The 23,331-nt window shown below is 66.4% G+C and carries 25 protein-coding genes and 1 other RNA gene; 8 read left to right on the forward strand and 18 right to left on the reverse strand.

The window, feature by feature from the left end; genetic code table 11:
* Nucleotides 1–95: 95 nt before the first annotated feature.
* Together QX121_RS27105 and QX121_RS27110 are read right to left on the reverse strand one after the other, a co-directional pair.
* The gene (locus QX121_RS27105; RefSeq protein WP_315783555.1) at nucleotides 96–1,103 is read right to left on the reverse strand and encodes a helix-turn-helix domain-containing protein; all 1,008 of its coding nucleotides are present in this window, start codon (nucleotides 1,101–1,103) and stop codon (nucleotides 96–98) included.
* A gap of 277 nt (nucleotides 1,104–1,380) precedes the next feature.
* The gene (locus tag QX121_RS27110; protein ID WP_315813499.1) at nucleotides 1,381–2,919 is read right to left on the reverse strand and encodes an outer membrane protein; all 1,539 of its coding nucleotides are present in this window, start codon (nucleotides 2,917–2,919) and stop codon (nucleotides 1,381–1,383) included.
* A 293-nt stretch (nucleotides 2,920–3,212) separates the two neighbouring features.
* Between QX121_RS27110 and QX121_RS27115 the strand changes: the two genes are divergently transcribed.
* Nucleotides 3,213–3,440: a hypothetical protein gene (locus QX121_RS27115; protein WP_315813500.1), complete on the forward strand. Its 228-nt coding sequence runs from the start codon at nucleotides 3,213–3,215 to the stop codon at nucleotides 3,438–3,440.
* A gap of 571 nt (nucleotides 3,441–4,011) precedes the next feature.
* Here QX121_RS27115 and QX121_RS27120 read toward each other — a convergent pair.
* Nucleotides 4,012–4,992, reverse strand: a complete 981-nt coding sequence (locus QX121_RS27120) for a catalase family peroxidase (protein ID WP_315813501.1) — start codon at nucleotides 4,990–4,992, stop codon at nucleotides 4,012–4,014.
* Between the two features lie 288 nt (nucleotides 4,993–5,280).
* Here QX121_RS27120 and QX121_RS27125 point away from each other — a divergent pair, with 288 nt between their 5' ends.
* Complete coding sequence (locus QX121_RS27125; protein WP_315775402.1) at nucleotides 5,281–5,808, forward strand: ParB N-terminal domain-containing protein; 528 nt, start codon at nucleotides 5,281–5,283, stop codon at nucleotides 5,806–5,808.
* Between the two features lie 193 nt (nucleotides 5,809–6,001).
* On the opposite strand, the gene ybgC is transcribed toward QX121_RS27125, so the two are convergent.
* The 7 genes from ybgC to QX121_RS27160 form a co-directional block, all read right to left on the reverse strand.
* Nucleotides 6,002–6,451 (reverse strand): tol-pal system-associated acyl-CoA thioesterase, encoded by a 450-nt coding sequence (ybgC, locus tag QX121_RS27130; protein ID WP_315813502.1) that lies wholly within the window; start codon nucleotides 6,449–6,451, stop codon nucleotides 6,002–6,004.
* 80 nt (nucleotides 6,452–6,531) lie between these two features.
* A complete protein-coding gene (locus tag QX121_RS27135; protein ID WP_315813503.1) occupies nucleotides 6,532–7,452 on the reverse strand; it encodes a metallophosphoesterase in 921 nt (306 codons plus the stop codon).
* An 81-nt stretch (nucleotides 7,453–7,533) separates the two neighbouring features.
* Nucleotides 7,534–8,580, reverse strand: coding sequence for a Holliday junction branch migration DNA helicase RuvB (ruvB, locus tag QX121_RS27140; RefSeq protein WP_315753251.1), 1,047 nt, complete (start codon nucleotides 8,578–8,580; stop codon nucleotides 7,534–7,536).
* On the reverse strand, nucleotides 8,577–8,996 hold the full coding sequence (locus QX121_RS27145; RefSeq protein WP_015664393.1) for a cytidine deaminase: 420 nt from the start codon (nucleotides 8,994–8,996) through the stop codon (nucleotides 8,577–8,579). The genes ruvB and QX121_RS27145 overlap by 4 nt, the downstream gene beginning before the upstream one ends.
* Nucleotides 8,997–9,042: 46 nt before the next feature.
* Complete coding sequence (ruvA, locus tag QX121_RS27150) at nucleotides 9,043–9,660, reverse strand: Holliday junction branch migration protein RuvA (protein ID WP_315813504.1); 618 nt, start codon at nucleotides 9,658–9,660, stop codon at nucleotides 9,043–9,045.
* Nucleotides 9,657–10,184 carry a crossover junction endodeoxyribonuclease RuvC gene (gene ruvC, locus QX121_RS27155; protein WP_315775405.1) on the reverse strand — a complete coding sequence of 176 codons (528 nt, stop codon included), beginning with the start codon at nucleotides 10,182–10,184 and terminating at the stop codon, nucleotides 9,657–9,659. Before ruvC ends, ruvA begins: the two co-directional genes overlap by 4 nt.
* A 73-nt stretch (nucleotides 10,185–10,257) precedes the next feature.
* Entirely contained in the window at nucleotides 10,258–11,004 is a 747-nt protein-coding gene (locus tag QX121_RS27160) for a YebC/PmpR family DNA-binding transcriptional regulator (protein WP_315734381.1), read from the reverse strand.
* A 219-nt stretch (nucleotides 11,005–11,223) separates the two neighbouring features.
* On the opposite strand from QX121_RS27160, the gene QX121_RS27165 reads away from it, so the two are divergent.
* Nucleotides 11,224–12,972, forward strand: a complete 1,749-nt coding sequence (locus QX121_RS27165; protein ID WP_315813505.1) for a methyl-accepting chemotaxis protein — start codon at nucleotides 11,224–11,226, stop codon at nucleotides 12,970–12,972.
* Nucleotides 12,973–13,017: 45 nt separating this feature from the next.
* Entirely contained in the window at nucleotides 13,018–14,448 is a 1,431-nt protein-coding gene (locus tag QX121_RS27170; protein ID WP_315813506.1) for a methyl-accepting chemotaxis protein, read from the forward strand.
* A gap of 9 nt (nucleotides 14,449–14,457) precedes the next feature.
* Here QX121_RS27170 and QX121_RS27175 read toward each other — a convergent pair whose 3' ends face one another.
* The 3 genes from QX121_RS27175 to ssrS form a co-directional block, all read right to left on the reverse strand.
* Nucleotides 14,458–15,282, reverse strand: coding sequence for a TIGR00282 family metallophosphoesterase (locus QX121_RS27175; RefSeq protein WP_315813507.1), 825 nt, complete (start codon nucleotides 15,280–15,282; stop codon nucleotides 14,458–14,460).
* A gap of 1 nt (nucleotide 15,283) precedes the next feature.
* Nucleotides 15,284–15,865: a 5-formyltetrahydrofolate cyclo-ligase gene (locus QX121_RS27180; protein WP_315735678.1), complete on the reverse strand. Its 582-nt coding sequence runs from the start codon at nucleotides 15,863–15,865 to the stop codon at nucleotides 15,284–15,286.
* Nucleotides 15,866–15,972: 107 nt separating this feature from the next.
* Nucleotides 15,973–16,134, reverse strand: a non-coding RNA gene (gene ssrS, locus QX121_RS27185) — 6S RNA.
* 1,020 nt (nucleotides 16,135–17,154) lie between these two features.
* Here ssrS and QX121_RS27190 point away from each other — a divergent pair.
* Nucleotides 17,155–17,610, forward strand: coding sequence for a DsrE family protein (locus QX121_RS27190; RefSeq protein WP_315775409.1), 456 nt, complete (start codon nucleotides 17,155–17,157; stop codon nucleotides 17,608–17,610).
* A gap of 117 nt (nucleotides 17,611–17,727) precedes the next feature.
* Nucleotides 17,728–18,978 (forward strand): TAXI family TRAP transporter solute-binding subunit, encoded by a 1,251-nt coding sequence (locus QX121_RS27195; RefSeq protein ID WP_315813508.1) that lies wholly within the window; start codon nucleotides 17,728–17,730, stop codon nucleotides 18,976–18,978.
* Nucleotides 18,979–19,052: 74 nt separating this feature from the next.
* Here the strand turns inward: QX121_RS27195 and QX121_RS27200 are convergent, their stop codons facing one another.
* Both QX121_RS27200 and QX121_RS27205 read right to left on the reverse strand, forming a co-directional pair.
* Nucleotides 19,053–19,694 (reverse strand): glutathione S-transferase family protein, encoded by a 642-nt coding sequence (locus QX121_RS27200; protein WP_315813509.1) that lies wholly within the window; start codon nucleotides 19,692–19,694, stop codon nucleotides 19,053–19,055.
* 3 nt (nucleotides 19,695–19,697) lie between these two features.
* The gene (locus QX121_RS27205; protein ID WP_409999377.1) at nucleotides 19,698–20,966 is read right to left on the reverse strand and encodes a serine hydrolase domain-containing protein; all 1,269 of its coding nucleotides are present in this window, start codon (nucleotides 20,964–20,966) and stop codon (nucleotides 19,698–19,700) included.
* A gap of 211 nt (nucleotides 20,967–21,177) precedes the next feature.
* On the opposite strand from QX121_RS27205, the gene QX121_RS27210 reads away from it, so the two are divergent.
* Together QX121_RS27210 and QX121_RS27215 are read left to right on the forward strand one after the other, a co-directional pair.
* Nucleotides 21,178–21,381, forward strand: a complete 204-nt coding sequence (locus QX121_RS27210) for a hypothetical protein (protein WP_315734396.1) — start codon at nucleotides 21,178–21,180, stop codon at nucleotides 21,379–21,381.
* 85 nt (nucleotides 21,382–21,466) lie between these two features.
* Nucleotides 21,467–21,589 carry a hypothetical protein gene (locus tag QX121_RS27215; RefSeq protein ID WP_315734399.1) on the forward strand — a complete coding sequence of 41 codons (123 nt, stop codon included), beginning with the start codon at nucleotides 21,467–21,469 and terminating at the stop codon, nucleotides 21,587–21,589.
* 229 nt (nucleotides 21,590–21,818) lie between these two features.
* Here the strand turns inward: QX121_RS27215 and QX121_RS27220 are convergent, their stop codons facing one another.
* From QX121_RS27220 to QX121_RS27230, 3 genes are read right to left on the reverse strand one after another with little or no spacing between them, the layout of a single operon-like run.
* Nucleotides 21,819–22,367 (reverse strand): hypothetical protein, encoded by a 549-nt coding sequence (locus QX121_RS27220; RefSeq protein ID WP_315734402.1) that lies wholly within the window; start codon nucleotides 22,365–22,367, stop codon nucleotides 21,819–21,821.
* Nucleotides 22,368–22,376: 9 nt separating this feature from the next.
* Nucleotides 22,377–22,760, reverse strand: coding sequence for a cell division protein ZapA (locus QX121_RS27225; protein WP_315734404.1), 384 nt, complete (start codon nucleotides 22,758–22,760; stop codon nucleotides 22,377–22,379).
* The gene (locus tag QX121_RS27230; RefSeq protein ID WP_315771745.1) at nucleotides 22,757–23,107 is read right to left on the reverse strand and encodes a DUF4164 domain-containing protein; all 351 of its coding nucleotides are present in this window, start codon (nucleotides 23,105–23,107) and stop codon (nucleotides 22,757–22,759) included. Before QX121_RS27230 ends, QX121_RS27225 begins: the two co-directional genes overlap by 4 nt.
* Nucleotides 23,108–23,331: the final 224 nt, after the last annotated feature.

Below are 23,331 nucleotides of genomic sequence, written 5' to 3' on the forward strand. Positions count from 1 at the left end.
AACAGGCGCGACAGACCAGAGGCCGCAACGAGCGCGTCCGAGGAAGTGTCGCAGTTCTGCGACATGTTGGCTGCGATTCGACAGCCGCGGCGCGTTCACCGCTCGAGCCCGAGCCGCTTCATCTTCCGGTGCAGGGTGGCGCGCGACATGTCGAGCTCCTTCGCCGCCTTCGAGACGTTGCCGCCGGCGCGCGCCAGCGCGCGCTTCAGAACGGCACGCTCGGCGGCGTCAATGTCGTCGCCCCCGGTGGTTGCATCCTTGATCAGGTCGCCGGCCGGCACCGGACGCGCCAGCGCGGACGGAGAGAGGTTGAGCGCACGGCGCGCCGCCCGTGTGGCACCGACGACGAGGTCGTTGCGATCGACCGCCAGCAATGAGTTGATCTCGCGCTCGCTGTCCGGCGTGAGCACGATGCGGGCGTGCGGAAAGGCCTGGCGGAAATTCTCCGCCTCGATCAGGCGCGCGGCATCCGCGACGGTGGTCGCGATCAGCCGACTGAAGCCTTCGGTCAGATCGGCGCGACAGGAGGAGACGTCGAGCGCGGCCTTGAGCTGGCCGTGCTCGTCGAAGATCGGCGCCGTGGTGCAGAACAGCCGCGCGTTGCGTGACAGGTAGTGCTGATCGCGGTCGATGGTCAGCGGCCGCTTCTCGACCAGGCAGGTGCCGATGGCATTGGTGCCCTCGTGCCGCTCGCTCCACACCGCGCCGGTCCACAGGCCCCAGGATTCGAAGGTGGCGTCGTCCCCGCGGGCGCCGCGGCGCTCGAGCACGGTGCCGTCGGCATCGGCGAGCAGCACCGAGCAGCCGACGCCCCCAACCGCCAGGAACAGCCGGTCGAGGCTCGCCTGTGCGATCGCGAGCAGCCGCCCGAGCCGGGCGCGCGCGTCCGCGATCTCGGCTGCCGTCAGGCGGGCTGGCAGCTTCGGCGTGGCGGGATCGAGCGCATGGAGATAGCCGGAGCGGCGCCATGATGCCGCCAGCGCCGAGACCGCCGGCGCACCTCGGTCGGCTCGGCTATCGGCTCTGCCGTCAGCCTTGGCATCCCCCTTGGCCAAGGCCTCCAGGACGCGATCCGAATGGGCATTCCCGGGCGAACGCCCCATGTCCCTCCTCCCGGCTTTCCCCGCGTTGGCACGGCTTATTACTAGACTAGCGCAACTACAGCACCGCGGTTTGACCGGCGTCAAGGAACGCTGACCAAGCTGTCATCGGTCACCCACCTGTCGCGTGACAGTAGCCGCCTGAGGGAGGACGTCGGCAAGTTCCTCAGCTCGGTGCGCGCGAGCTGAGCACCAGCCCACAAAACCGAAAAGGCCGCCTGGACGAACCAGGCGGCCTTGCTGTGTTGCGTGACCGGCGGCGTGGCGTCCGCCGCGGGCCTCAGCGGGCGCCGCGCGACAGCATCTCGAAGCGGTAGTTGACACCGATCATCGCCGTGTGGAGCTGGGTCTTCTGGCTGACGACGTTCGGTCCTCCTGTGATCGCGGCGGCGCCCGGCAGCGTGCCGGTCGCGGTGCCGAAATCGGCGTAGTCATATTCGGCGAAGGCCGACCAGTTGCGGGCGAACATCCACTCGACGCCGGCGCCGACCGTCCAGCCGCTGCGGTTGAACGCCACGCTGGCGGATTGTCCGGTGGCGGTGTTGACGACCGAAACGTTGGTCCGCGTCCACGCCGCGCCACCGCGCACATAGGCCAGGATCTCAGGCGTCACCAGATAGCCTGCGCGCACCGTGGCGGTGTAGAGGTTGCTGGTCCGCGTGTTCATCGTCAGCGCCGGCCCCAGCGGGCTCGACGCGTTGATGATGCCGAGATCGGCCATCGCCTGGATGCCGACGACGAAGCGGTCCATCTGGTAATCGCAACCGAGCTGCAGGCCGCCGACGACGTCGCTGCCATTGCTGGAGACGGCGGTCGGAATCTGCACGGCCGCGACGGGCAGCGGCGCCACGTTGCCGCCGCCGGTCACCGGCGGGTTCTGCGCCGGCGGATTGCCATTGTTGCCCTGCGGCGGCGGGTTCGGCTGGCCGCCGCCATTGTTCGGCGGGGGATTCTTCGGCGGCCAGGGCTTGTCCGGATGATGCGGCCATCCGCCATGATTGTAGTTGCCGCCGTGCTGCTGCTGCCAATGGTCCTTGTCGGGCTGCTTGTCGCCATAGCCGCCCTTGCCGTCATCATTGTCGTGCGGCTTGCCGCCCCAGCCGTAGCCGCCATGCTTGTCGTCGTTCCGGTCATTCGGCTTCAGCCAGGCGTAGCTGTCACGTTCGCTCTTCAGCGGCTGCTTCGACCAGCCGAAGCCAAGCGGCTTGTCGTAGCCGTCGTCCTTCTTCGCGCCCCAGCCGGTGGCCGGCTTGTCATGATCGTTCTGCTGGTCATGTCGCAGCCAAGTATATTTGTCGGAGTAACCGTTCGAATGGAGCTGCGACCAGCCGCTCGACTTGCCATGGTCGTCGTCGTGAGGCTTGTCGAACCAGCCGCTGCCATATTTGACGTCGTTGTAGTTGTCGTCCTTGGTCTTGGATGGCGCCGACGGCCAGGAAGACTTGTTGTCGCCGCCTTTCGATCCAACCTGCGGCCAATGATGGCCACCGTCGTGATCGGGCTTGTAGGACGGCTTGTCGTGCGGCCAGTCGTGATCCTTGTCGCCATGATACTGCTTGCCGGGCTGCCACCAGCCCTTGTCGTTGCGCTCACAGATCGGGGGCTTGCCCGGCGGCTTATGCGGCGGCGGCTTCCATCCGCCGTTGTTCCCGCCGGGGTTGTTCGGCGGCGGCGGGTTTGGCGCTGGATTTGCGACCACAGGCGGCTTGACCACAGGGGGGTTGTTTGCATTGCCGACCGGCTGCTGCACAGGCTGAACGGGCGCGGCGGCGGCATTGGCGACCTGGGTCCACGTCTGCTGCTGGCGTGACCAGGCCATCCCGGCGTTCGCGCCGGCATGGCAGCCACTCCACCTGTAGGCGAAGACGTCAGGCGGCGGGAGCGGGGGAGGCAGGGCGAGATCAGTCGCCCAGACCGATGTCGTACTTCCTGCGAAAGTAGATAGGCAAAGGCATACGCCAAATACGCGACGCATCGAACTCACAACTCCTGAACACGTGCCGCAACAAACGGCGGCCGCATCAGGAGGGTGAGATTGTGTCGCGAACTGAATTGAAAAATGTCATTCGGAAGGAATGCAGATCGCGACGCCGACGCGATCGAAGTTCAGCTTTGACTGTTGCACGCAAGATGCAGGATTCCGGCGAAAAGAAGCAGCGCGACACGATTGCGACAAACAGCGCAATGCGCGATGCCGCCGCGGCTCATGAGTTCATTAGTAGACGAATGTGCGCACCGAACTCACTGGATGCGCTGCGCGTCGGCGCCGCGCTCGACGGCATGCTTCCTGATCGCGCGCACCTCGCGATCGTCGGCCTTCGCGTCGACAACACGCCCTGATTGCATCACGTCGAACATGGCGGCACATCGGCTGCACGGCCGCCACCGCCTTCGACGCGCCGACGCTCGGCTGTCCACGCGTGTCGACAACCCCCTGCTCTTGGTTTCGCCGTTATCGCGCGGCTTGTGCGACGTCATCGATCGGGAGAGAAAGCGGCGAATGCCGTCGCAATCGCGCTGAATGAGGCCGGGCTTCGTCAACGTTGCGGCAACTCATCGGGATCGCGCGCCGCAAAGCATCCACAATTGCGGCCGGCTGTGTCGTGCTCGCTCGCCGGGCTCGAAGGCCCGACCGTATCCATCGATCCGATCCTGCACTCCGCACAGATGCAGCCCATTCCCGCTCGTTCTGGATCGCGATCAGGATGGAACGAAGCTAGGTCACGGCCGATCGCGACCGGAAATACGGATTTGAGCTCGCCGCCAAATCGTCCGGTCATCGGCACAAGCGCCGCCCGCGGCGCGCAGCATCATGGCTGGGCTCGCCTCGGCCACGACGACAGACTGAGGCCCGTCGGGCGGATCAGCGCAGCCTGATCCGCCGCACCGCGCGTCGCGCGTCACGTCATCATCACGGATTGCGCCGGGAGAACGAGATGGCGTAGGCGCCGTTGCGGATGTCGATCATCGGATCATCCGACGCCTCGACGCCGTCGGTGAGCTGGCCGGGCAGGAACAGCAGCTTCTTCTGCGCCCCGTCGCTGTCTTCGACCGCCTTGTCGATCGTCAGCACGCCGAGCTCGACCAGCTTGCGATCGTCAGGCCACGGCTTGGCCGGATCCTTGGTGTCGTCGCCGGCCGCAGCGAGCTGCGCCTTGAAGCGGAACGTCACCGGCCCCTGCTTCAGCCGCGCCGGCAGCTCGGCCATCAGGAAGTCCGGCGCGCGTTTCGCCGCGTCCTCCTGGTCGATATGCACGACCTTCTCCGGCAGCATCTGCCAGCGCACCGCCTGCTTCTCGCCGGCCTTGTTGACGAGAACGAAGGCGTTGACGCCGAAATAGGCCTCGTCGGCAAGACTGTCCGGCGTCGCGATGGTACCGAGCGCCGCCGGCACCGAGGGATGGCTGGCGATGAACTGCTCGAGCCTGGTCGGCTTGGCCGCGTTCGGTCCAGAGTCCGCGATCGCCATGAACAAATCGCGCAACTCCGCACCGGTCGAGACGGGGAAGAATTTCAGCGAGTTGATCACGAGGTCCATGTCGCTGCCGTCGGCGAGATGAAACTTCACCGCCATGCCGTGCGGATTGGCGTCGCCGGAGCCGTCCGGCAGGTTCGGCACGCCGGTGGAGTCCGAGAACCGCACCGTCACCGGAATCTCGCCACCGCTGAACAGCGAAGCCTTGCTCAAGGTCGCCGCCTCGGTCGACGGCTTGAACTTGCCCTCGACCACGACGCCCTTGGCGTGATTGGCGCGAAAGCCGGCGTGCACGCCGAACACCTTGTTCATTGCATTGACGAGCTGCTCCTCGACCGGCGGTTCCTGCGCGAGGGCAGCGGCGGGCAACGCGAGGGCAATCCCGGCCAGCGCGGCAACGAGCGTGCGTGTCGTCATGAGCGGCGTCCTCCTGTATGAGCGGTGCAGCATAGCAGCATGAATTGACGCGCAAGCGACTTTCGTGCGCGACCGATGGGGCGCCCATCACAGTCGCATGATTCACCTTGCCGTCTGACAGGAGACATTCCGCCCCGTCACCCGCTCCTTGCGGCGAGATGGCGAATGTCTCTATTGTAGCCGCGCGTGCCCGGTCTGCCTCCGCTCCGCGCTGCCGTGCGGATCGGGGGATCGTGCCCCCTCCGACCCTGGCGCTGGACGGCGCGCGCCCACGACGGAGTTTCGACTGTGTCCGCACCGGAAAGCTTCCCCATCGACAAGATCCACGTCCCCGACAGGAAGCGCAAGGCGCTGAAGCAGGACGCGGTCGACGCGCTGGCCGAAAGCATTTTGGAGGTCGGCCAGCGCGAGCCGATCCTCGTCCGCCGCGACAAGGACCATTTTGTCCTGATCGAAGGTCTGCACCGCCTCGAAGCCTGCAAGGCCCTCGGCGAAAGCGCCATCATGGGTCTGCTGATCTCCGCCGAGGAAGCCCGCCAGCGCGAGCTGCCACCGCCGCCCGTCGATCCGGAGCGCGAGAAGATGGAGCGGCTGCGCAAGCTGCGGCTGGAGAAGGAGGAAGCGGAGAAGCTCGCCACGGCGCCGAGAGGCGTCCCGGGCGCCCATGCCGCGACGCATCCGCGCGGGCCGACGGAGACGACGAACCGGAGCAACAGGACTGCCACCGCGAAACCATCGCGCCCCGGACAGGGATCGACGCCCCGAACCCTGTCGGATTGGATCAAGCAACAAGAGCGCAGCGGCGGGCGATACTGACGGTTTCGACGCGCGATTGCCCCCGGCCAAGGTTTGATTGAGCGGCAGTCCGTAGGGCGGATCAGCGCAGCGTGATCCGCCGCCACGCGCCGCATCCGCTGCGCAAATGGCGTGACCGACTGGACGGCGGCGAGGTCGCGATCGCTGGCGGGCACATCTTCATCCCTCCACTCGTCCGGCCGTCAGCACCAGTTTATGCGAGGTCCGCCTTCATCAGGTCGCGCAGCGCTCTCGGTATCGGCTGCGCCCTGCCGCCGCTGATGAACGCGACTCTCACGTCGGCCTTGACGAGCACCTCCTCGCCGCGCCTGACCTCCTGCGCCAGCGTGATCGACGCCCCCTTCACCGCCACGGGCCAGGTGACGACGTCGAGCACGTCGTCCATGCGCGCCGGCCGCAGGAAGTCGAGCGTCATCGAGCGCACCACGAAGGCGAAACCTGGCGCTTCATTTGCGGCCTCTGCGAACAGCGCGTGCTGCTCGGCGCCCATCAGCCGCAGATGATTGGTGCGGCCGCGCTCCATGAAGCGGAGGTAGTTGGCGTGATAGACGATTCCGGAGAAATCCGTGTCCTCGTAGTAGACCCGCACCTGCATGTGGTGGCGGCCGTCGCGGATCTCGCCGTCGAGATGTTGGTGGGTCAAGGGAAGCCCTCGATCGTCGGAAATGGCGATCGTTTCGCCCAGTTCAACGGCCAGCGCAAGAGCAGGCTAGCAAGAGCAGGCTACGACGTCACCTCCACAGGTTCCCTGCCGACGGTGACCAGCACGATCTCCGGCGGCATGCCGATCCGGACTGGCATGATGCTGCAGCCGAGGCCGCCGGAAACGATCACGTCGCATTGGGTGCGGATGTGGCCGTAGGCCAGATTGACGCCATTGCGCGCGGGAACGGCCGGCGACCAGCCGAGCACACGAACCTGCCCGCCATGCGTATGCCCGGAGAGCTGCAGCGCCACCCGCGACGGCGCCCGGAGCGCAACGTCGGGCTCATGCGCCAGCAGGATCACCGGCGCGCTGTCCGTCACCTTGCGCAGCGTCCCCGCGAGATCATCGATGCCGATCCGCGGCACGGACCGGAAGCGCCGCGCCGGCATGTAGGCCAGCTGATCGCCGAGGCCGGCAAGCCAGAAGGCATGGCCGTTCTTGGCGAGACGCACGACGTCGTTCTCGTAGACAGGAATGCCGGCGGCCTCGAGCGCCTTCTGGGCATACGGCGCGCCGCGGCCATCGCGCTGCACGGTTCGATCATCCCAGTAATCATGATTGCCCAGGATGGCGTGCACGCCCAGCGGCGCCTTCAGGCCGCCGAGCACCGGCGCCCACTCCGAAGCGTCGATGCGTCCGATGTGATGACGATGGCCGGCGACGTAGTCGCCGAGCAGGACGATCAGATCCGGCTGCAGCGCGTTGGTCCGCTGGACGATCCCGTCGATATGCGCCAGCGACATCCAGGGATCGCAAGCGTGGATGTCGGCGATCGCAGCGATCTTCAGTCTTAGCCCAGCCGGCCAGTTGCGTGGATGGATGTGATAGTCGGTGACGCCCAGGCTGAGCGGCTCGACGCCGACGCCATAGGTCGCAGTCGAAAAACCGGTCGCGGCAAGACCGCCTGAGAATGACAGAAAGCGACGGCGTGACAGCATGGACGAACTCCTCGCACGCAATCCTTCTTCGATCATTGCAACCGATTTCGGGTGCGTCCGTGCAGATTGTCAGCAGATTCGTTAAGCATCGTCCTCACTGCCGAACAGGCCGAACTGGCTGGGATCGCGGTTCGGCTCGGCCATGCCGAGATGCCGGAACGCATGCGAGGTCAACAGCCGGCCGCGCGGCGTGCGCTGCAGATAGCCGCACTGGATCAGATAGGGCTCGATGATGTCCTCGATCGCGTCGCGCGGCTCCGACAGCGCCGCCGCCATGGTCTCGACGCCGACCGGCCCACCGCCGTAGTTCAGGGCGATGGTCGAGAGATAGCGCCGGTCCATTGCATCGAGCCCGGCGGCATCGACCTCCAGCGCGCTCAAGGCATGATCAGCGATGGCGCGATCGATCGCGCTGGCGTTCGCCGCCGAGGCGAAGTCACGCACCCGGCGCAAGAGCCGGCCGGCGATGCGCGGAGTGCCGCGGGCGCGGCGCGCGATCTCGTTGGCGCCGTCGGCGGTCATGCCAACGCCGAGCACGCGGGCACCGCGCGTCACGATGCCCTCCAGCTCCTCGACCGTGTAGAAGTTCAACCGAATCGGGATGCCGAAACGATCACGCAGCGGATTGGTCAGCAGGCCTGCGCGCGTCGTCGCGCCGACCAGCGTGAACTTCGACAAGTCGATCTTGACCGAGCGCGCCGCCGGCCCCTCGCCGATAATGAGGTCGAGCTGAAAATCCTCCATCGCCGGATAGAGCACCTCCTCGACCGCCGGGCTGAGACGATGGATCTCGTCGATGAACAACACGTCGCGCTCTTCGAGGTTCGTCAACAGCGCCGCCAGATCGCCGGCCTTGGCGATGACCGGGCCCGATGTGGCGCGGAAACCGACGCCGAGCTCGCGTGCGACGATCTGGGCCAAGGTGGTTTTGCCAAGACCGGGAGGACCGACGAACAGCACATGATCGAGTGCCTCGCCGCGCTTGCGCGCCGCCTCGATGAAGATCGACAGATTGGCGCGCGCCTGCTGCTGGCCGACGAACTCCGACAATTGCTGCGGACGCAGCGCGGTGTCACCGACATCGTCGGAGCGCCGCTCCGGACTGACCATGCGCGCAGGCGGCTTCATTCGTTGCCGCGCCTGTATTTGTTCGGCAGCAGCTCGCCGATCGTCACCGCCGCAGGCCCCTTACCGTTCGACGGCACGATGACACGCGCCTTCGCATCGTAGTCATGGATCAGCTCGCGGCAGGTGCCGCAGGGCGAGACCACGGCGACCTCGCCCGGCTCACCCGGCTTGGGATGACGCACCGCGACGATGGTCTCGATGCCGTGATCGCCGTGCTCGGTGATGGCGCGGCCGATCGCGATGGCCTCGGCGCAGACAGCGTTGCGGCCGAGATAGGCGTCGATGTTGACGCCGGTGATGATGCGGCCGTCGCGGGTGCGCATGGCCGCGCCGACCTCCTGCCAGTCGTTGCGGTAGCGGCTCTTGACCGCTGATGCGGCCGCCTCGATCAGCTCCTTGTCCTTCTTGCTCACCATGGGGGAAACGATTGTCCTTCTGCTCGCCCGGCCGGGCGACGATAGCCTATTTCGCCAGCTCCTTGAGACCGAGGCGAATGAGTTGCGCGGTCTCGGCCTTGTCGCCGGCCGCGCGAGATGCGGCCGCGATCGCGGCGGCCGCCTGCGGCTGGCCATAGCCGAGATTGATGAGCGCGGAGATGGCATCCGCGATGGGCCGCGGCGCGCGCTGCTCCTCGATCGCACCGGACAGCCTGACCACGCCGGGATCGACATCGGCGAAGGCCGGTGCCTTGTCCTTCAGCTCGGTCACGATGCGCTCGGCGACCTTGGGGCCGACGCCCGGCGTGCGCGCCACCGCCGCCTTGTCGCGCAGCGCGATGGCGTTGGCGAGATCGGCCGGCGGCAACGTGCCGAGCACGGCGAGGGCGACCTTGGCGCCGACGCCCTGCACCGTCTGCAAAAGGCGAAACCATTCCCGTTCGACATCCGAGCGAAAACCGAACAGCTTGATCTGGTCCTCGCGCACATAGGTCTCGATCGACAATGTGGCGGCTTCACCCGGCGACGGCAAGGCCTGCAGCGTCCGCGCCGAGCAGTGCACCTGATAGCCGACGCCGCCGACGTCGAGGATGACGAAATCCTCGGTGGTGGAATCGATCAACCCCTTGAGCTTGCCGATCATAGCCCCGCCACCTTCATGCGCAGCGCCTGGCCCTGGCGGTGATGGGCGTGAGTGATGGCGATGGCGAGCGCGTCCGCTGCGTCCGCCGACGGCGGCTCGGCCTTGGGCAGCAGGATCTTCAGCATCACCGCGATCTGGCCCTTGTCGGCGTGCCCCGCGCCCACCACGGTCTTCTTGACCTGGTTGGGGGCGTATTCGGCCACCGAAATCCCGAACATGGCCGGCGCCAGCATGGCGATGCCGCGGGCCTGGCCGAGCTTCAGGGTCGCAACACCATCCTTGTTGACGAAGGTCTGCTCGACCGCGGCTTCCATCGGGGCAAAGCGGCCGAGCACGGCCGAAAGCCCCTCATGGATCGCCAGCAGCCGGCTCGCCAGCGGCAGGTCGTCGGGCGGCTCCACCGAGCCGCAACCGACATAGATCAGCCGGTTGCCCTCGCTCTCGATCACCCCCCAGCCGGTGCGGCGGAGGCCGGGATCGATCCCAATGATACGGACGGCTGCGCGAATCGGCTGGGCTTTCATGGGATAGAGATAGCCTTGCGCCACACCGATGGAAACATAAACGGAACGGACGAACGACGTGGTTAAGCGTCCGTCAACCGCCCATCTTCGCCATCAGCGCGTCCGAGATCTCGAAATTGGCATAGACGTTCTGGACGTCGTCGTGCTCGTTCAGCAGATCCATCAGCTTCAGCAGCTTCTCGGCGGTCTCGTCGTCGACCGCCACGGTGTTCTGCGGCTTCCAGGTCAGCGCCGCCTTGCGCGGCTCGCCGAACTTGGCCTCGAGATTCTTGGCGACCTCGCGCAGGCTCTCCGGCGAGGCATAGATCTCGTGCCCCCCCTCGCCCGAGATCACGTCGTCGGCGCCAGCCTCGATGGCGGCGTCCAGCACCGCGTCATCCGAGGCGACGCTGCGGTCGTATTCGATGATGCCGACGCGGTCGAACATGAACGACACCGAGCCGGTCTCGCCGAGATTGCCGCCGGATTTGGTGAAGTAGGAGCGGATGTCGGAGGCGGCGCGGTTGCGGTTGTCGGTCAACGCCTCGACGATGACGGCGACGCCGCCCGGGCCATAGCCCTCGTAGCGGATCTCGTCGTAATTGTCGCCTTCGCCGCCGAGCGCCTTCTTGATGGCGCGCTCGATGTTGTCCTTGGGCATGTTCTCGGCCCGGGCGGCGACCACCGCGGCCCGCAGCCGCGGGTTCATCGCCGGGTCCGGCGTGCCGAGCTTGGCGGCGACGGTGATTTCGCGCGCCAGCTTGCCGAACAGCTTGGACTTCATCGCATCCTGCCGGCCCTTGCGATGCATGATGTTCTTGAATTGGGAATGGCCGGCCATGCGAGGTCTCTTGAAATCGTAGGGGATCAGGTGGGGGAAGCGCGGCCTTATAGGCCGGGAATCGTCAAAATCAAAGATTTGAGGTGGATTCAGGGTGGCCGCCCCCTTCGAAGAGCCGGTTGGCTGCCCTGCACCATAAGCCAAATGTTAACCACGGCTTCACAGTCAAGTGCAACGATGCCGCCCCTCTGCACCTTTTCACCGCACCGGGGCCGCCCCATGGCGTTTGGTTTCCTTGCAAGACGACCCTCTGCGCCCGATCCGGTGGCTGAACCGAAACCGGTGGCCGCGCCGGAGCCGCCGGCGTCGTCGGATGCCGATTCGGCCAAGGCCATCCTCGACCTGCTGGAGCTGGAACTCGGCGGCATGATTCGCCAGCTCGAGCGCGCCGCCGATGCGGTCGCCAGCGGCGCCGAGGCGACGGCGGGCACGCTGACGGACATTCGCCAGCGCGCCGATTCGCTGAGCGGCCGCAGCAGCGCCGCGCAAGGAACGGCGGCGACGTTCGCCCACGCCGCAGAGAAGGTGACCCAGTCCGCCCACGGTATCCGTGCCCAGGTCCAGGACGGCGGCCAGCTCGCCGACCAGGCCAGCGCCGCCGCCACGGAAGCCCGGGCCAACGTCGACCGCCTGCGCGAGTCCTCGGCGGCGATCGGCAACGTCGTCAACCTGATCTCCCAGATCGCGCGCCAGACAACCCTGCTCGCGCTCAACTCGACCATCGAGGCCGCTCGCGCCGGCGAAGCCGGCCGCGGCTTCGCGGTGGTGGCGACCGAGGTCAAGGCGCTTGCCGTCCAGACCCAGAACGCGACCGAGGAGATCACCCGCAAGATCGAGGCACTGCAGAAGGACGCCGCCGGCTCGGCCGACGCCGTCCACCGCATCGCCCAGGCGATCGAGGCGATCCGCCCGGTCTTCACCAACGTCAACGGCGCCGTCGCCGAGCAGAACCAGACCACCGGCGAGATGTCGAACAATGCGGCGCAGGCCTCGCAGTTCATATCCTCGGTGGTCGACAGCGCTGCTGACATCAGCAGCGCCACCCAGCAGGCCGAGAGCTACGGCGAGCGCGTCACGAACGCCGGGCGCGCCGTAACCATGTACGCCCAGAAGCTGAAGGCGCGCTGTGCCGTGCTGCTGCGCCAGGGCGATCGGCCCGTGCGCAGCGGCAGCGAGCGCCTGCCTTGCCATCTCAAGCTCGAGATCAAATCCGGCGCCCGCACGATCACGGCCGCGGTCTACGAGATTGCCAACGACGGCGTGCTGATCACCGGCCCCGACGCGAGCCGTCTCGCCGTGAACGAGGGGTTCGACGCCGTGCTGGAGGACGTCGGCCCGTGCCGCCTGCGCGTCACCGAGCAGGTGAAGGCCGGCGCCCAGGCGCGGTTCGATGCGCCCAATGCCGAGCTGCGCGAGAAGATCGAGGACAAGCTCTGGGCGCTGCACGAGGAGAACAATGAGTTCGTCACCCGCGCCATGGAAGCCGGCACCGAGCTGAACCGGATGTTCGAAAGCGCCGTCGCGCGCGGCGAGATCACGCTCGAGGACATGTTCGATACCAACTATGTCGAGATCCCCGGCACCAATCCGCAGCAGCACCGCAGCCGGATTCTCGACTGGGCCGAGCGCGTGCTGCCTTCGTTCCAGGAGGCCTTCCTCGTCAAGGACCAGCGCATGGCGTTCTGCGTCGCGATCGATCGCAACGGCTATCTGCCGGTGCACAACCGGATCTATTCGCATCCGCAGCGGCCGGGCGACGCGGCCTTCAACACCGCCAACAGCCGCAACCGCCGCATCTTCAACGATCCGGCCGGGCTCGCCGCGGGCCGCAACCAGCGGCCCTATCTGATCCAGAGCTACGCGCGCGACATGGGCAATGGCAATACCGTCATGATGCGCGAAATCGACGTGCCGATCCGGGTTCGCGGCCGGCACTGGGGCGGCTTCCGCACCGCCTACAAATTGTGAGTCGAGCGGTGATTTTCTGATCCTTTCAAGCCCTGGAGCCTGGACATGTCGGTCGCGCAACGCGCCATTCTGGAAAGTCACGACGCGCGCACCGGCGCCGAGCGGCTGATCGACGAGATCGCCGACCGCATCGGCGGCCTCGGCGTCGAGCTTGCCGACGTCGCCGGCAACGTCCAGGAGGTCGCCGCCCGCGTCAGCTACCAGTCGCAGCGGTTCGGGCATCTGCAGGCCACCGCCAAGACCATGGTCGCGGCCAATCACGACATCGCCACCGCCTCGCAGGCGGTGCAATCGGCCACGACCGCCGCAGTGGGCGACATCGCCCAGTCGCGCAACGTGGTCGACACCGCGGTCCGGCACATCGCCGAACTGGTCGACTCCGTGGAGCGGATCGAGCAGCGGCTCGGCTCGGTCGGCGATGCGCTGTCGCAGGTCGCCAAGGTCTCGGTCGCGATCGAGGCGATCGCCAAGCAGACCAACCTGCTGGCGCTGAACGCCACCATCGAGGCGGCCCGTGCCGGCAGCGCCGGCCGGGGCTTCGCTGTCGTCGCCAGCGAGGTGAAGTCGCTCGCCGAGGCGACTCGCCAGGCCACGCAGCAGATCGGCGATACCCTGCGCGGGCTCGACTCGCAGGTGAAGAGCCTGCTCGGCGAGAGCGGCCAGGCCTCGTCGCGCGCCAAGACGGCGGGTGAAGGCGCCCAGCAGATCGGCGGCATCATCATCCGCGTCCAGGACGGCTTCACCAGCGTCGGCCAGGAGATCGACGGCGTGGCGAAGGCCGCGACCTCCAACCTCGCGCATTGCGACACGGTCATCAGCGAGCTCAACGAGCTCGCCAAGGGCGTCGACCGGTCCTCGGTCGAGCTCAAACAGGCCGACAGCCGGATCGCCAAGCTGCTCGATCATTCCGAGGCGCTGATCGGGCTGATCGCCGAGAGCGGCGTACAGACCACGGACGCGCCGCTGATCAGGACCGTCGTCGACACCGCCCGGCAGATCTCGGCGACCTTCGAGGGGGCGATCGACCGCGGCGAGATCACGCTCGCCGACCTGATGGACGAGAGCTATCGCGAGATCCCCGGCACCAATCCCAAGCAGTACATGACGCGCTACGTCGAGTTCACCGACCGCGTCCTGCCGGCGATCCAGGACCCGATCCAGGGCAGCGACCCGCGCATCGTGTTCTGCGTCGCCTGGGCGCGCGGCGGCTATCTGCCGACGCACAATCCGAACTACCGCAAGCCGCAGGGGCCCGATCCGGTCTGGAACAACGCCAACTGCCGCAACCGCCGGCTGTTCGACGACCGCGCGGTGAAGAAGGTGGCCGCCGCCAGCAACAAGCCGTTTCTGCTCCAGACCTACCGCCGCGACATGGGCGGCGGGCAGTTCGTGCTGATGAAGGACCTGTCCGCGCCGATTGTCATCAAGGGCCGGCATTGGGGCGCGTTCCGGATGGGTTTTCGCCTCAAGGCCTGACGCAGGCTCTCATCCTCCCCAGAACGCCGGCCTCGTCGGCGACAGCCGGCCGCCGATGCGCACCGGCGCGACCTTGATCGCAAGCCCGGTGCCGTTGTCGGTCTCGACCGCCACGCCGCTCAACGTCGCCTCGCCGGAGGCCGGCTCGAAGCGCGCCGACGGGATGCCCGACTGGAAGCGGCGCAGCGGCTCGTCCTTCTGCATGCCGATAATGGAGTCGTAATCGCCGGTCATGCCGGCATCGGTCATGTAGGCGGTGCCGCCGGGCAGGATCCGGTGATCGGCCGTCGGCACATGCGTATGGGTGCCGACGACGAGGCTGGCGCGGCCGTCGCAAAAATAGCCCAGGCCCTGCTTCTCGCTGGAGGCCTCGCAATGCACGTCGACCACGATCGCATCCGCCGCCTCGCGCAGCGGGCAGGCGCCGAGCTCGCGGCCGACCGCCGCGAACGGATCGTCGAACGGCGTCATGAACACGCGCCCGAGCACGTTGACCACCAGCGCGCGGGCACCGTTCTTGGCGTCGATCAGCGCGGCGCCACGGCCGGGCGTGCCTGCCGGATAGTTCGCAGGGCGCACCAGGCGCGGCGCGCGCTCGATGAACACCAGTGCCTCGCGCTGATCCCAGGAGTGGTTGCCGAGCGTGACCGCGTCGGCGCCGGCATCGACGAGCTCCTGATAGATCGCCTCGGTGATGCCGAATCCGCCGGCCGCGTTCTCGCCATTGACGATGACGAGATCGAGCGCCCAATCGTGGATCAAGCCTGGAAGGTGGTCCGAGACGGCGCTGCGGCCGGCCCGGCCGACGACGTCGCCGACGAAGAGAATTCGCAACTCAATTGCTCCGGAAATCCAAGGTCTCGCGCTCGGTTAGCACATAATCCAGCGCCGCGTCGTGGGCCAAGGCCGGGATGGCCTCGGTTTCCTGAATGGCGAAGCCGAGGCCGACGCCGATGACGTGATGCATCTTCCGCAGGTGCGAAAAGGTGTAGTCGTAGTAGCCCCCGCCGTAACCGATGCGGTGGCCGGTGCGGTCGAAGGCGGCGAGCGGCACCAGCATCACATCGGGCACCAGCTCGGCGGCTGCCGGCGACGGCTCGGGGATGCCGAGCGACCCGAGCGTCAGCCGGTCGCCCGGCGCGAAGGCGCGGAACGAGAGCGAATGGCCGCGCGCCAGCACGACCGGCAGCGCCAGCCGCGCCCCCTGCCCCGCCAGCTCACGCAGCAACGGCATCGGATCGAGCTCGTTGCGGACTGGCGCATAGCCGGAGACGACCGTGCCGGGCTCGAATGCGAAGGGGAGCCCGCGCGCGGCGATCGCCTGCGCGGCCGCGCTCCGCGTCTCGTCGCTCAACGCGTCGCGCGCGACAAGGGCTGCGGCTCGGAGCTGCTGCTTGGTGTGCTGAGCGGCCTTCATCGGCATGCGACGTGACCTCCGTGACGGGCGTGCGGACGCGGGCACGCAAACGTTGCAGAAACGCAGCAGGTCGGCAACCGAAGGGGAGAGGAGAGACGGAAAACAAGCGCGAAGCCGCAATCGCCGTTGAAACGCTCGATCCCGGAGTTCCCTACGAAAGTAGGTGGGCACCATATGTCCAGGTCCACAGACCTGGCCAGGGACAGTTCCCTAAAGGATCGATAAGGCCCCGGGGATATGTTGGTTCCGGACGCGCGTCGCAGCCTCGCAGTTGCAATGTAACCATCACGGGATGATTTTGCCAGCGGTGGAAGCGGGTCGAGGCGCGACACGGTTGCCAACATTCGGCGTCGTCGCCCGGCCTGACCGGGCGCGCAGTACGCCGTGACGGCGATGGCGAAATCGAGGGACCGCGGCGCACACTGCGCCGGCGATGACAGCGATGGGGCGGCGGCAACACAACAGAACATGGCATGGGCTCGCGTCCTCGCGACGCGTTGCGTCCGAGCTGTTGATCTCGATCGCCCCCCTCAAGACAGAGGGCACAGGGAAGGCCGGGCGTCGGCTGACGCCCGTGGCCCGCCTGCTCAAAAAAATGCAGGCGGCAGGTACCACAGGTGCAGCCGGAAACACCCGGCCTTCCCTGCGCGACGGTTTGAACGGCTGCTTCGCGATCTCCTTGGTGCGCCGGGCTTGTTGGCCACCATGCGCGACAACGCGCTTGCGCGCATTGCGCGGGACACCAGCATCGGGGTGTCAGGACCACGCGACTTGACCGTACGTGCATCGCCGTTCGTCCGCGTGAAGTAGCTCACGCTGCGGCAATCCACGCCCATCGCATCCCACTGCCAACGGTCCGTGACGGTCGCGAAACGCCCCTCATGCGGCAGCAGGACGGGCGGAAAGATCGACCTGATTTGCCCGACGTGACAAGCCGCGCAGCCTGCGACATCGTAACGCGACGGGCAGTTTGCGCATGATGGATATGTGCGGATTGGCCGTCATGCAGTTTACGACGTGCATCTGCTCGCGTGCCGCCAGCCCAGCATTCCGCCGTCGTCCCGGACTAGCGCGCCCTTGCGCCGAAGCAATCCAGGATCTCTCCGCAGATGCAGTCTTGATTGCCTCGCTGCGCTCGCAATGACGCCCTGGCGATGACGGCGCTCCCGCGGCAGCGCCGTGTCGGCAGCGCATAGTGTCGCCACGATTGGGGCTCATCGGTCGAAGCTGAGGTTGTGGCAGATCATGCCCACATCCCAATGCCGTGTATCGTACATTGGAGTCCTGGCATGCGCTTCGATCTCAAAACTGTCACGGCCGCCTGCGCGCTGCTGATCGCGTCGGCTGCTGCGAGCCTCGCCGCCGACGTCAAGATTCATCGCGTCTCGATCCAGGTCGATCAGAACGATCCGGCGATCATGAATCTGGCGCTGAACAACGCCACCAACATCATGGAGACGTTCAAGGAGAAGGGCGAGGAGGTCGAGATCGAGCTCGTCACCTATGGACCCGGGCTGAACATGCTGCGCGAGGATACCTCGCCGGTGAAGGACCGGCTCAAGCAGATCGCAGAGCTCAGCTTTCCCGCCAAGATCAGGTTCTCCGCCTGCAACATCACCAAACGCGGCATGGAGAAACGCGAAGGACATCCGATTGCGATCGTCGCCGAAGCGAGCCTGGTGCCCTCGGGCGCAGTGAGGCTGATGGAATTGCAGGAGAGCGGCTGGAGCTACCTGAAACCTTAGGTAGTTCTTGCCCCAAAACTGCCAGGTTTAGGGCTCATTGAGATACGATCTTGGATTGATCTGTGTCATCAGTCTGCTCGGGGGAATGGCGAGCAGACGCGATCGGGGACTAGTCACATGCACAGAGTACTCGCCCGGCCAGCGCTGCTGGTGCTGGCAACGCTTTCGGCTGCCTTGCTCACCCCCGTCGGCGCGGTGCTGGCGCAAGAGCAGTCCGCCGCTCCGCTCTCGATCAAGCCTGCGCGCGCGTCCGAACGGCGGGCCGTCCAGCGTCGGGTCTCCGAGACCCGCGCGCCCGAGCCACGGAGCACCTCGGATGAAGCCGCCATCAAGACGCGTATGAACCAATGGACCGTCGGCCTGGCCGCGGGCCTGCCCGACGGCGGCTTCGTGCGCCTCGCCAGCGAGATGGCGCGGACGATGGACGATGGCGACAACATGCGCCTGATCCCGATGGTGACGCGCGGCACCACCTCGAACATCGCCGATCTCCTGTATCTGCGCGGCGTCGACGTCGCCGTCACCTACGCCGATGCGTTCGACTTCTACGCCAAACAGGCCGGCCTTTCCAACATCAACGACCGCATCCGCTACGTGCTGCGCTTCTTCATCTCCGACGTGCACATCTATGCGCGCGAGGAGTTCAAGTCGCTGCAGGATCTGAAGGGCCAGAAGATCGCGGTTGGAACGGCAGGCGTTGCCGCCGCGCATACGGGGCCGCTGATCTTCCGGCGCCTCGGCATCGACATCGAGCCTGTCGCGATCGGTGGTCCTGTTGCGCTGGAGAAGCTGCACAAGGGCGAGATCGCCGCGATGGTCTATGTCGCCTCCAAGCCCGGCGAGCTGTTCAGCGGCAAGAAGGCGGATCCTGGATTCCACTTCGTGCCGGTGCCGTACACGCAGCAATTCTCGGATTTCTACTATCCGACCAGCATCAAGGCCGACACCTATCCGGGGCTGGTCGCACCTGACACCGCCGTGGAAACGATCGCCGTGCCGTCGGTGCTGGCCGTCTACAACTGGAAGCCGGGCAGCGACCGCGCCGACCGCGTCAATCGCTTCGTCGATGCGCTGTTCACCAACCTCGCGCGGCTGCAGCAGCCGCCGTTCCATCCGGGCTGGAAGGATCTCAATCTCGAGGCCCAGGTGCCGGGCTGGCAGCGCTATCCCTATGTCGACGCCGTGCTGGAGCGGATGAAGAACGAGGCCAATGTCGGCCTGCCGCCCGCCGCGACCGGCAGTCTGTCACAGCAGGAGCGCTTCGAGGCCTTTCTCGAATCGCAGGCCAAGGCGCCGACGTCGAAGGCGGAGAAGGAGGAGCTGTATCGCTCGTTCTTGGACTGGAGCCGCAAGCGGCAGGGGAAGTGAGGCGATCGGGCTTCGCAGCGATCGCCTCTACGCTGGATGACGTCATTGCGTGGTGGCACGCAGGCTGAGCGGGATCAGCTCAACAACAACGCCATGCCCGGGTCGCCCTTGGCCATGGCGCGCTGATAGGCCGGGCGGGCGCCGATGCGCGCGAGGTAGGCGCGGATGTTCGGGAACGGCGCGAGGTCGTAGGGCAGGAAGTAGCGCATGGTGGTGAGTGAAAACACCGTCATGATGTCGGCGGCGGTAAGCGCGCCGCCTGCCAGATAGTCCGCCTCGCCGCAGCGCGTCTCGACGGCTGCAAAGGCGCGGTCGAGCCGCCCCCTGATAGCGCCGAGCACGGGATTGTCGTCCGGCAGATTGAGCCGGTTGAGGATCATGAGCCGGCCCATCGCGGCCTGCAGGGTGCCGTTGGCGAAATGAAGCCAGTAGAGGAACGGCGCGAAGCTCGGATCGTCCGGCCCGGGCCGCAACCGACCGTGGCCGTATTTGGCGATGATGTACTCGACGACCGCGCCGGACTCGGCGAGCACCAGCTCGCCGTCGGTGATCACGGGCGCCGCGCCGATCGGATGCAGCGCCTTGTACTCGGGCGGCGCCAGCATCGTCCGGGCGTCGCGCGTGTAGCATTTCAGTTCGTACGAAATTTCCAGCTCCTCGCAGAGCCAGACGATACGTTCGCACTGCGACTTGCCGAGGTGATGAACCGTGAGCATGCGCTATTTCACCATCGCGCCATAGACGATGTCCTGCACCTGCTCCCGATAATATTTGCGCAAGTCCCCAGGCGCCGCCGTGCCGACCACGACGACGAGACGCTCCCTGGGATCGCAGAAGAACTGCGTGCCATAGGCGCCGTTCCAGCTGAACTCGCCGGGATTGCCGGGCACCGCCGACAGGCCCTCGCTGACGCGCACGGCGACGCCGAGCCCGAAGCTGAAGCCGGCGCGATGCGGCTCCACATTGGCGACGGTGTTCTTGATCTCGGGCCCGAGATGGTTGGAGGTCATGTGGTGCACCGTCTTCGGACTCAGGATCCGCACGCCATCGAGTTCGCCGCCATTGAGCAGCATCTGGCCGAAGCGGACGTAGTCGCCGATGGTGGCGAACGAGCAGGCGCCGCCGCAGTCCGACCTGGTCGGCGTGTCCAGGAGCTTGATCGCCTGCGGCTTGCCGGTCAGCGGATTGTTCGGAAACGGATGCGCCAGCCGCGGGCGTTGTGCGTCGGTCGGCGCGAAGGTCGCGTCCTGCATGCTGAGCGGCTTCCAGACATTGGTTGAAAGATATTCACCGAGCCGCTGCTCGCTGACCTTCTCGATCACGGCTCCGAGCACGTCGATGGAGAAGCCGTATTCGAACTGCGTGCCCGGCTGATGCGCCAGCGGCAGCTTGGTGATGCGCTCGATGAAGGCCTGGGTGTCGCCTTCGATCGCCGGCGCCGTGCCGTCGGGATAGAGCCGCGCCACCGCGCTCGAGCTGTCGGGGCGTCCGCCATACATCAGGCCCGAGGTGTGGCGGTAGAGATCATGGATCAGGATGGGGCGGGCCTGCGGCACCAGCAGCAGCGCGCCGTTCTCCTGGGTGACGCCGACCTTCATGTCGGCGAAGGCCGGATAGTAGTCGGCGAGCCTGGCCTGCAGCGGCAGCCTCCCCTGCTCCATCAGCATCAGTCCGCCGACCGCAGTCATTGGCTTGGTCATCGAGGCCAGGGCGAAGATCGCGTCGAGCGGCATCGGCGTGCCCTTGACCGGATCGAGCTGGCCGTAGGCCTTGTAATGCACGAGCTTGCCGTCACGCGCGATCGCCACGACCGCGCCGGGCACGCGCTTGGCGGCGATCTCGCGGGCGAAGAAATCATCCATGCGTGCAAGACCCGCCGGCGAGAAGCCGACCTCGTCGGGCTTGGCTTCCGGCAAGGGCGCGGCAGCGACCGGCGCAATGATCGTTGTGAGCGCGACGGCCGCTGCCGCGAGGATCAGCTTGTTCAAGTGTACCTCCCTGATATGCGGACGATCCCGCTTGTCTCGCAGGATTCGACAAGTCCGCTTCAGGAAGGAGTAAGGCAGCCCGTAGCGAACGACAAGCGCTCGCAACACGATCGCATCGCGATGACGTGATCGGCTTCGCTGCCGCACAACGGCGTATCCGCGCGACCAATCGGAGGGGGACGGGTGAGACCGCTGACACGCGAGATCACGCATGCTGAGGACGATCGGACTCATCCTTCACACGCTCTGGGCCATTTGTACGCTTGGGACCGGAGCCTTCGTCGGCGCAGCCGTCGGCTTTCACTATCATGGCTGGATCGGCGCCATTGTCCTTGGCGTCGTCGGCCTCGGCATCGGCGGCTTGGCAGCGGCTTTCCCGCTGCAGACAATCGCGACGCTGTTGGAGGGTCTTTGAGCGAGGGCCAGCCTTCGTAGTAGGAAATGCCGATGGCATAGACGCGCGCCTCCGCGTGATAGCCCAACAGGACGTAGCTGACGCAATGCTGCGCATCGTCATTCTGGCACGCCGTCTGATCATTCTTGTATGTCTGCCGCTTGCCGGTTTCGAACCGGATGGTCAGCAGCTCGCCCTTGCGCGTGACCCGGCCGCGCAGCTCGCGTAGGCAGGCCGCTTCCCGGTCCCCTGCCCCGTTGTCGCCGATCCCGTTGCAGATGGAAGGAGCTGTGCCTGCGCCGGTCTGCGCGGCGACGCCGCCTGACAGCAATGGCGCCGACATGCGTGAGCGCGGTGGGCACGGCGCGCGAGGCATCAGCGTATGACTCAGCAGCGTCACGGGCGCGCCTTTGCCCACCCTACGGCAGCTCGCGCGACGTCGTCGGCGTCGGCTCCTGTCACTCGCCGGCGTTCGACAGCCACCGCTTCAAGCGTCGCCATGGCGAGGCACGCCCTGAATGTCCGGGCACCTCGAAACGCAAGGGTGCTATGAACGCTGTCGCTACCCGACTGCCCTTGATGTCTTCTAGTCTAATTCCCGCGTTGAGAGCCTTGTTGAGGACAACGACTTCGGCGCTGTGTCGTGCAGCCAGAGCGAACTGCTTTCTCGTCTCCGGCGACGTGCGCAAAGTCTCAACGAACTCCTCGACGATCATCCAAATCGGATCATCTGCAAAGCGAAGAGGCCGGCCACGACTTCCATCGAGATTAGGACGGGTGTAGCGATCCGAGGGAACGGCGCCAACCTCACGCAAAAAAGCGCGGCCGCACGCCGATGGGATATAATCGACGAGCTTTTCGGTCAGAAAAGGAGCGCAGCCGAGATCCGACAAGGCATCAAATAAGGACTTTTCGATATCGCAGTCCAATTGATCTTCATCGCGCGCGAGCCGTGCGAGCACCTGTGGCAGTAAAGTGCGAAGGTCGTCGTCACGCCCGGCGGACACGATACACGCTCACCCGATCGCCACACCACCGCCGATGGTGCGGTTGAGCACCTGCGTGGTGCGCTCGATGCGCTCGGCGGCAGCGTTCAGCGCTTTCGCCACCGCGACCTGAGTCGCACGAGCGCGGTCGGCGGACTGGTTGCGCACGTTGCGCAGGCCTTCGAGCTCCTGCTCCAGCACCTGCACGCGCTGATTGGCATCGATCAGCTCATCGCACACGGTGAGCGCGGCCATCACCGTGAGCCGGGCGTCGCCGATCTCGCCGAACTTGCCGCGCAGATTGGTGATGCGCTGCTCGAGACTCTCGGCGAGCTTGAGCAGCCTGAGCTCCTGGCCTTCCTCGCAGGCCATGCGATATTGGCGGCCGTTGATGGTGACGTTGATGTGGCTCATTCCTCGTCCTCATCGTCTTCAGCGGCGTTCTGCCCGTCGCCGCCAGCGAGCACGGTGCGGATGGTGCCGATCGCGGTGTCCAGACGTTCGGCGATCTCGCGATTGGTGCGCTCGAGCCGGCGCGTTTTCATCAACGAGCCGTCGAGCTCGTCGGCGAGACGCGAGCGGTCGGCGCCGAGCGCCTGGATGCGCGTGGCGAGCTCGTCCTCGTCACGATCCGCCTCGCGCCGCCGCTCGACCGCGCTCTCCAGCGCGTCGAGGGCCGTCATCAGTCGCCGCGTCGCCGCCTCGAGATCGGCGGCGCCGGGTTCCACCTGGCCGGTAAGATTGGCAGGGTGATCGTTCATGGCACGGATGCGAGGCCCTCGGAGCCAGCGGGATGCGACAAAAGCGCTGTCCGGCAAGCGGTTACGGGCAAAATCTTACGTGCTGGGCGAGCCAAGCGCAACGCTCGGCCGAAACTATGCACTACTAAGCAACTTTTGGGAGGTTCCCGGCGTTGCAGAACCTTTGATTCCCGGAACCGAGGTGCTAATCAGCCCGCAAAATCCCGGCCCGCCAGCAATACCGG

Source organism: Bradyrhizobium sp. SZCCHNR2028, assembly GCF_032380995.1.
GTDB lineage: Bacteria > Pseudomonadota > Alphaproteobacteria > Rhizobiales > Xanthobacteraceae > Bradyrhizobium.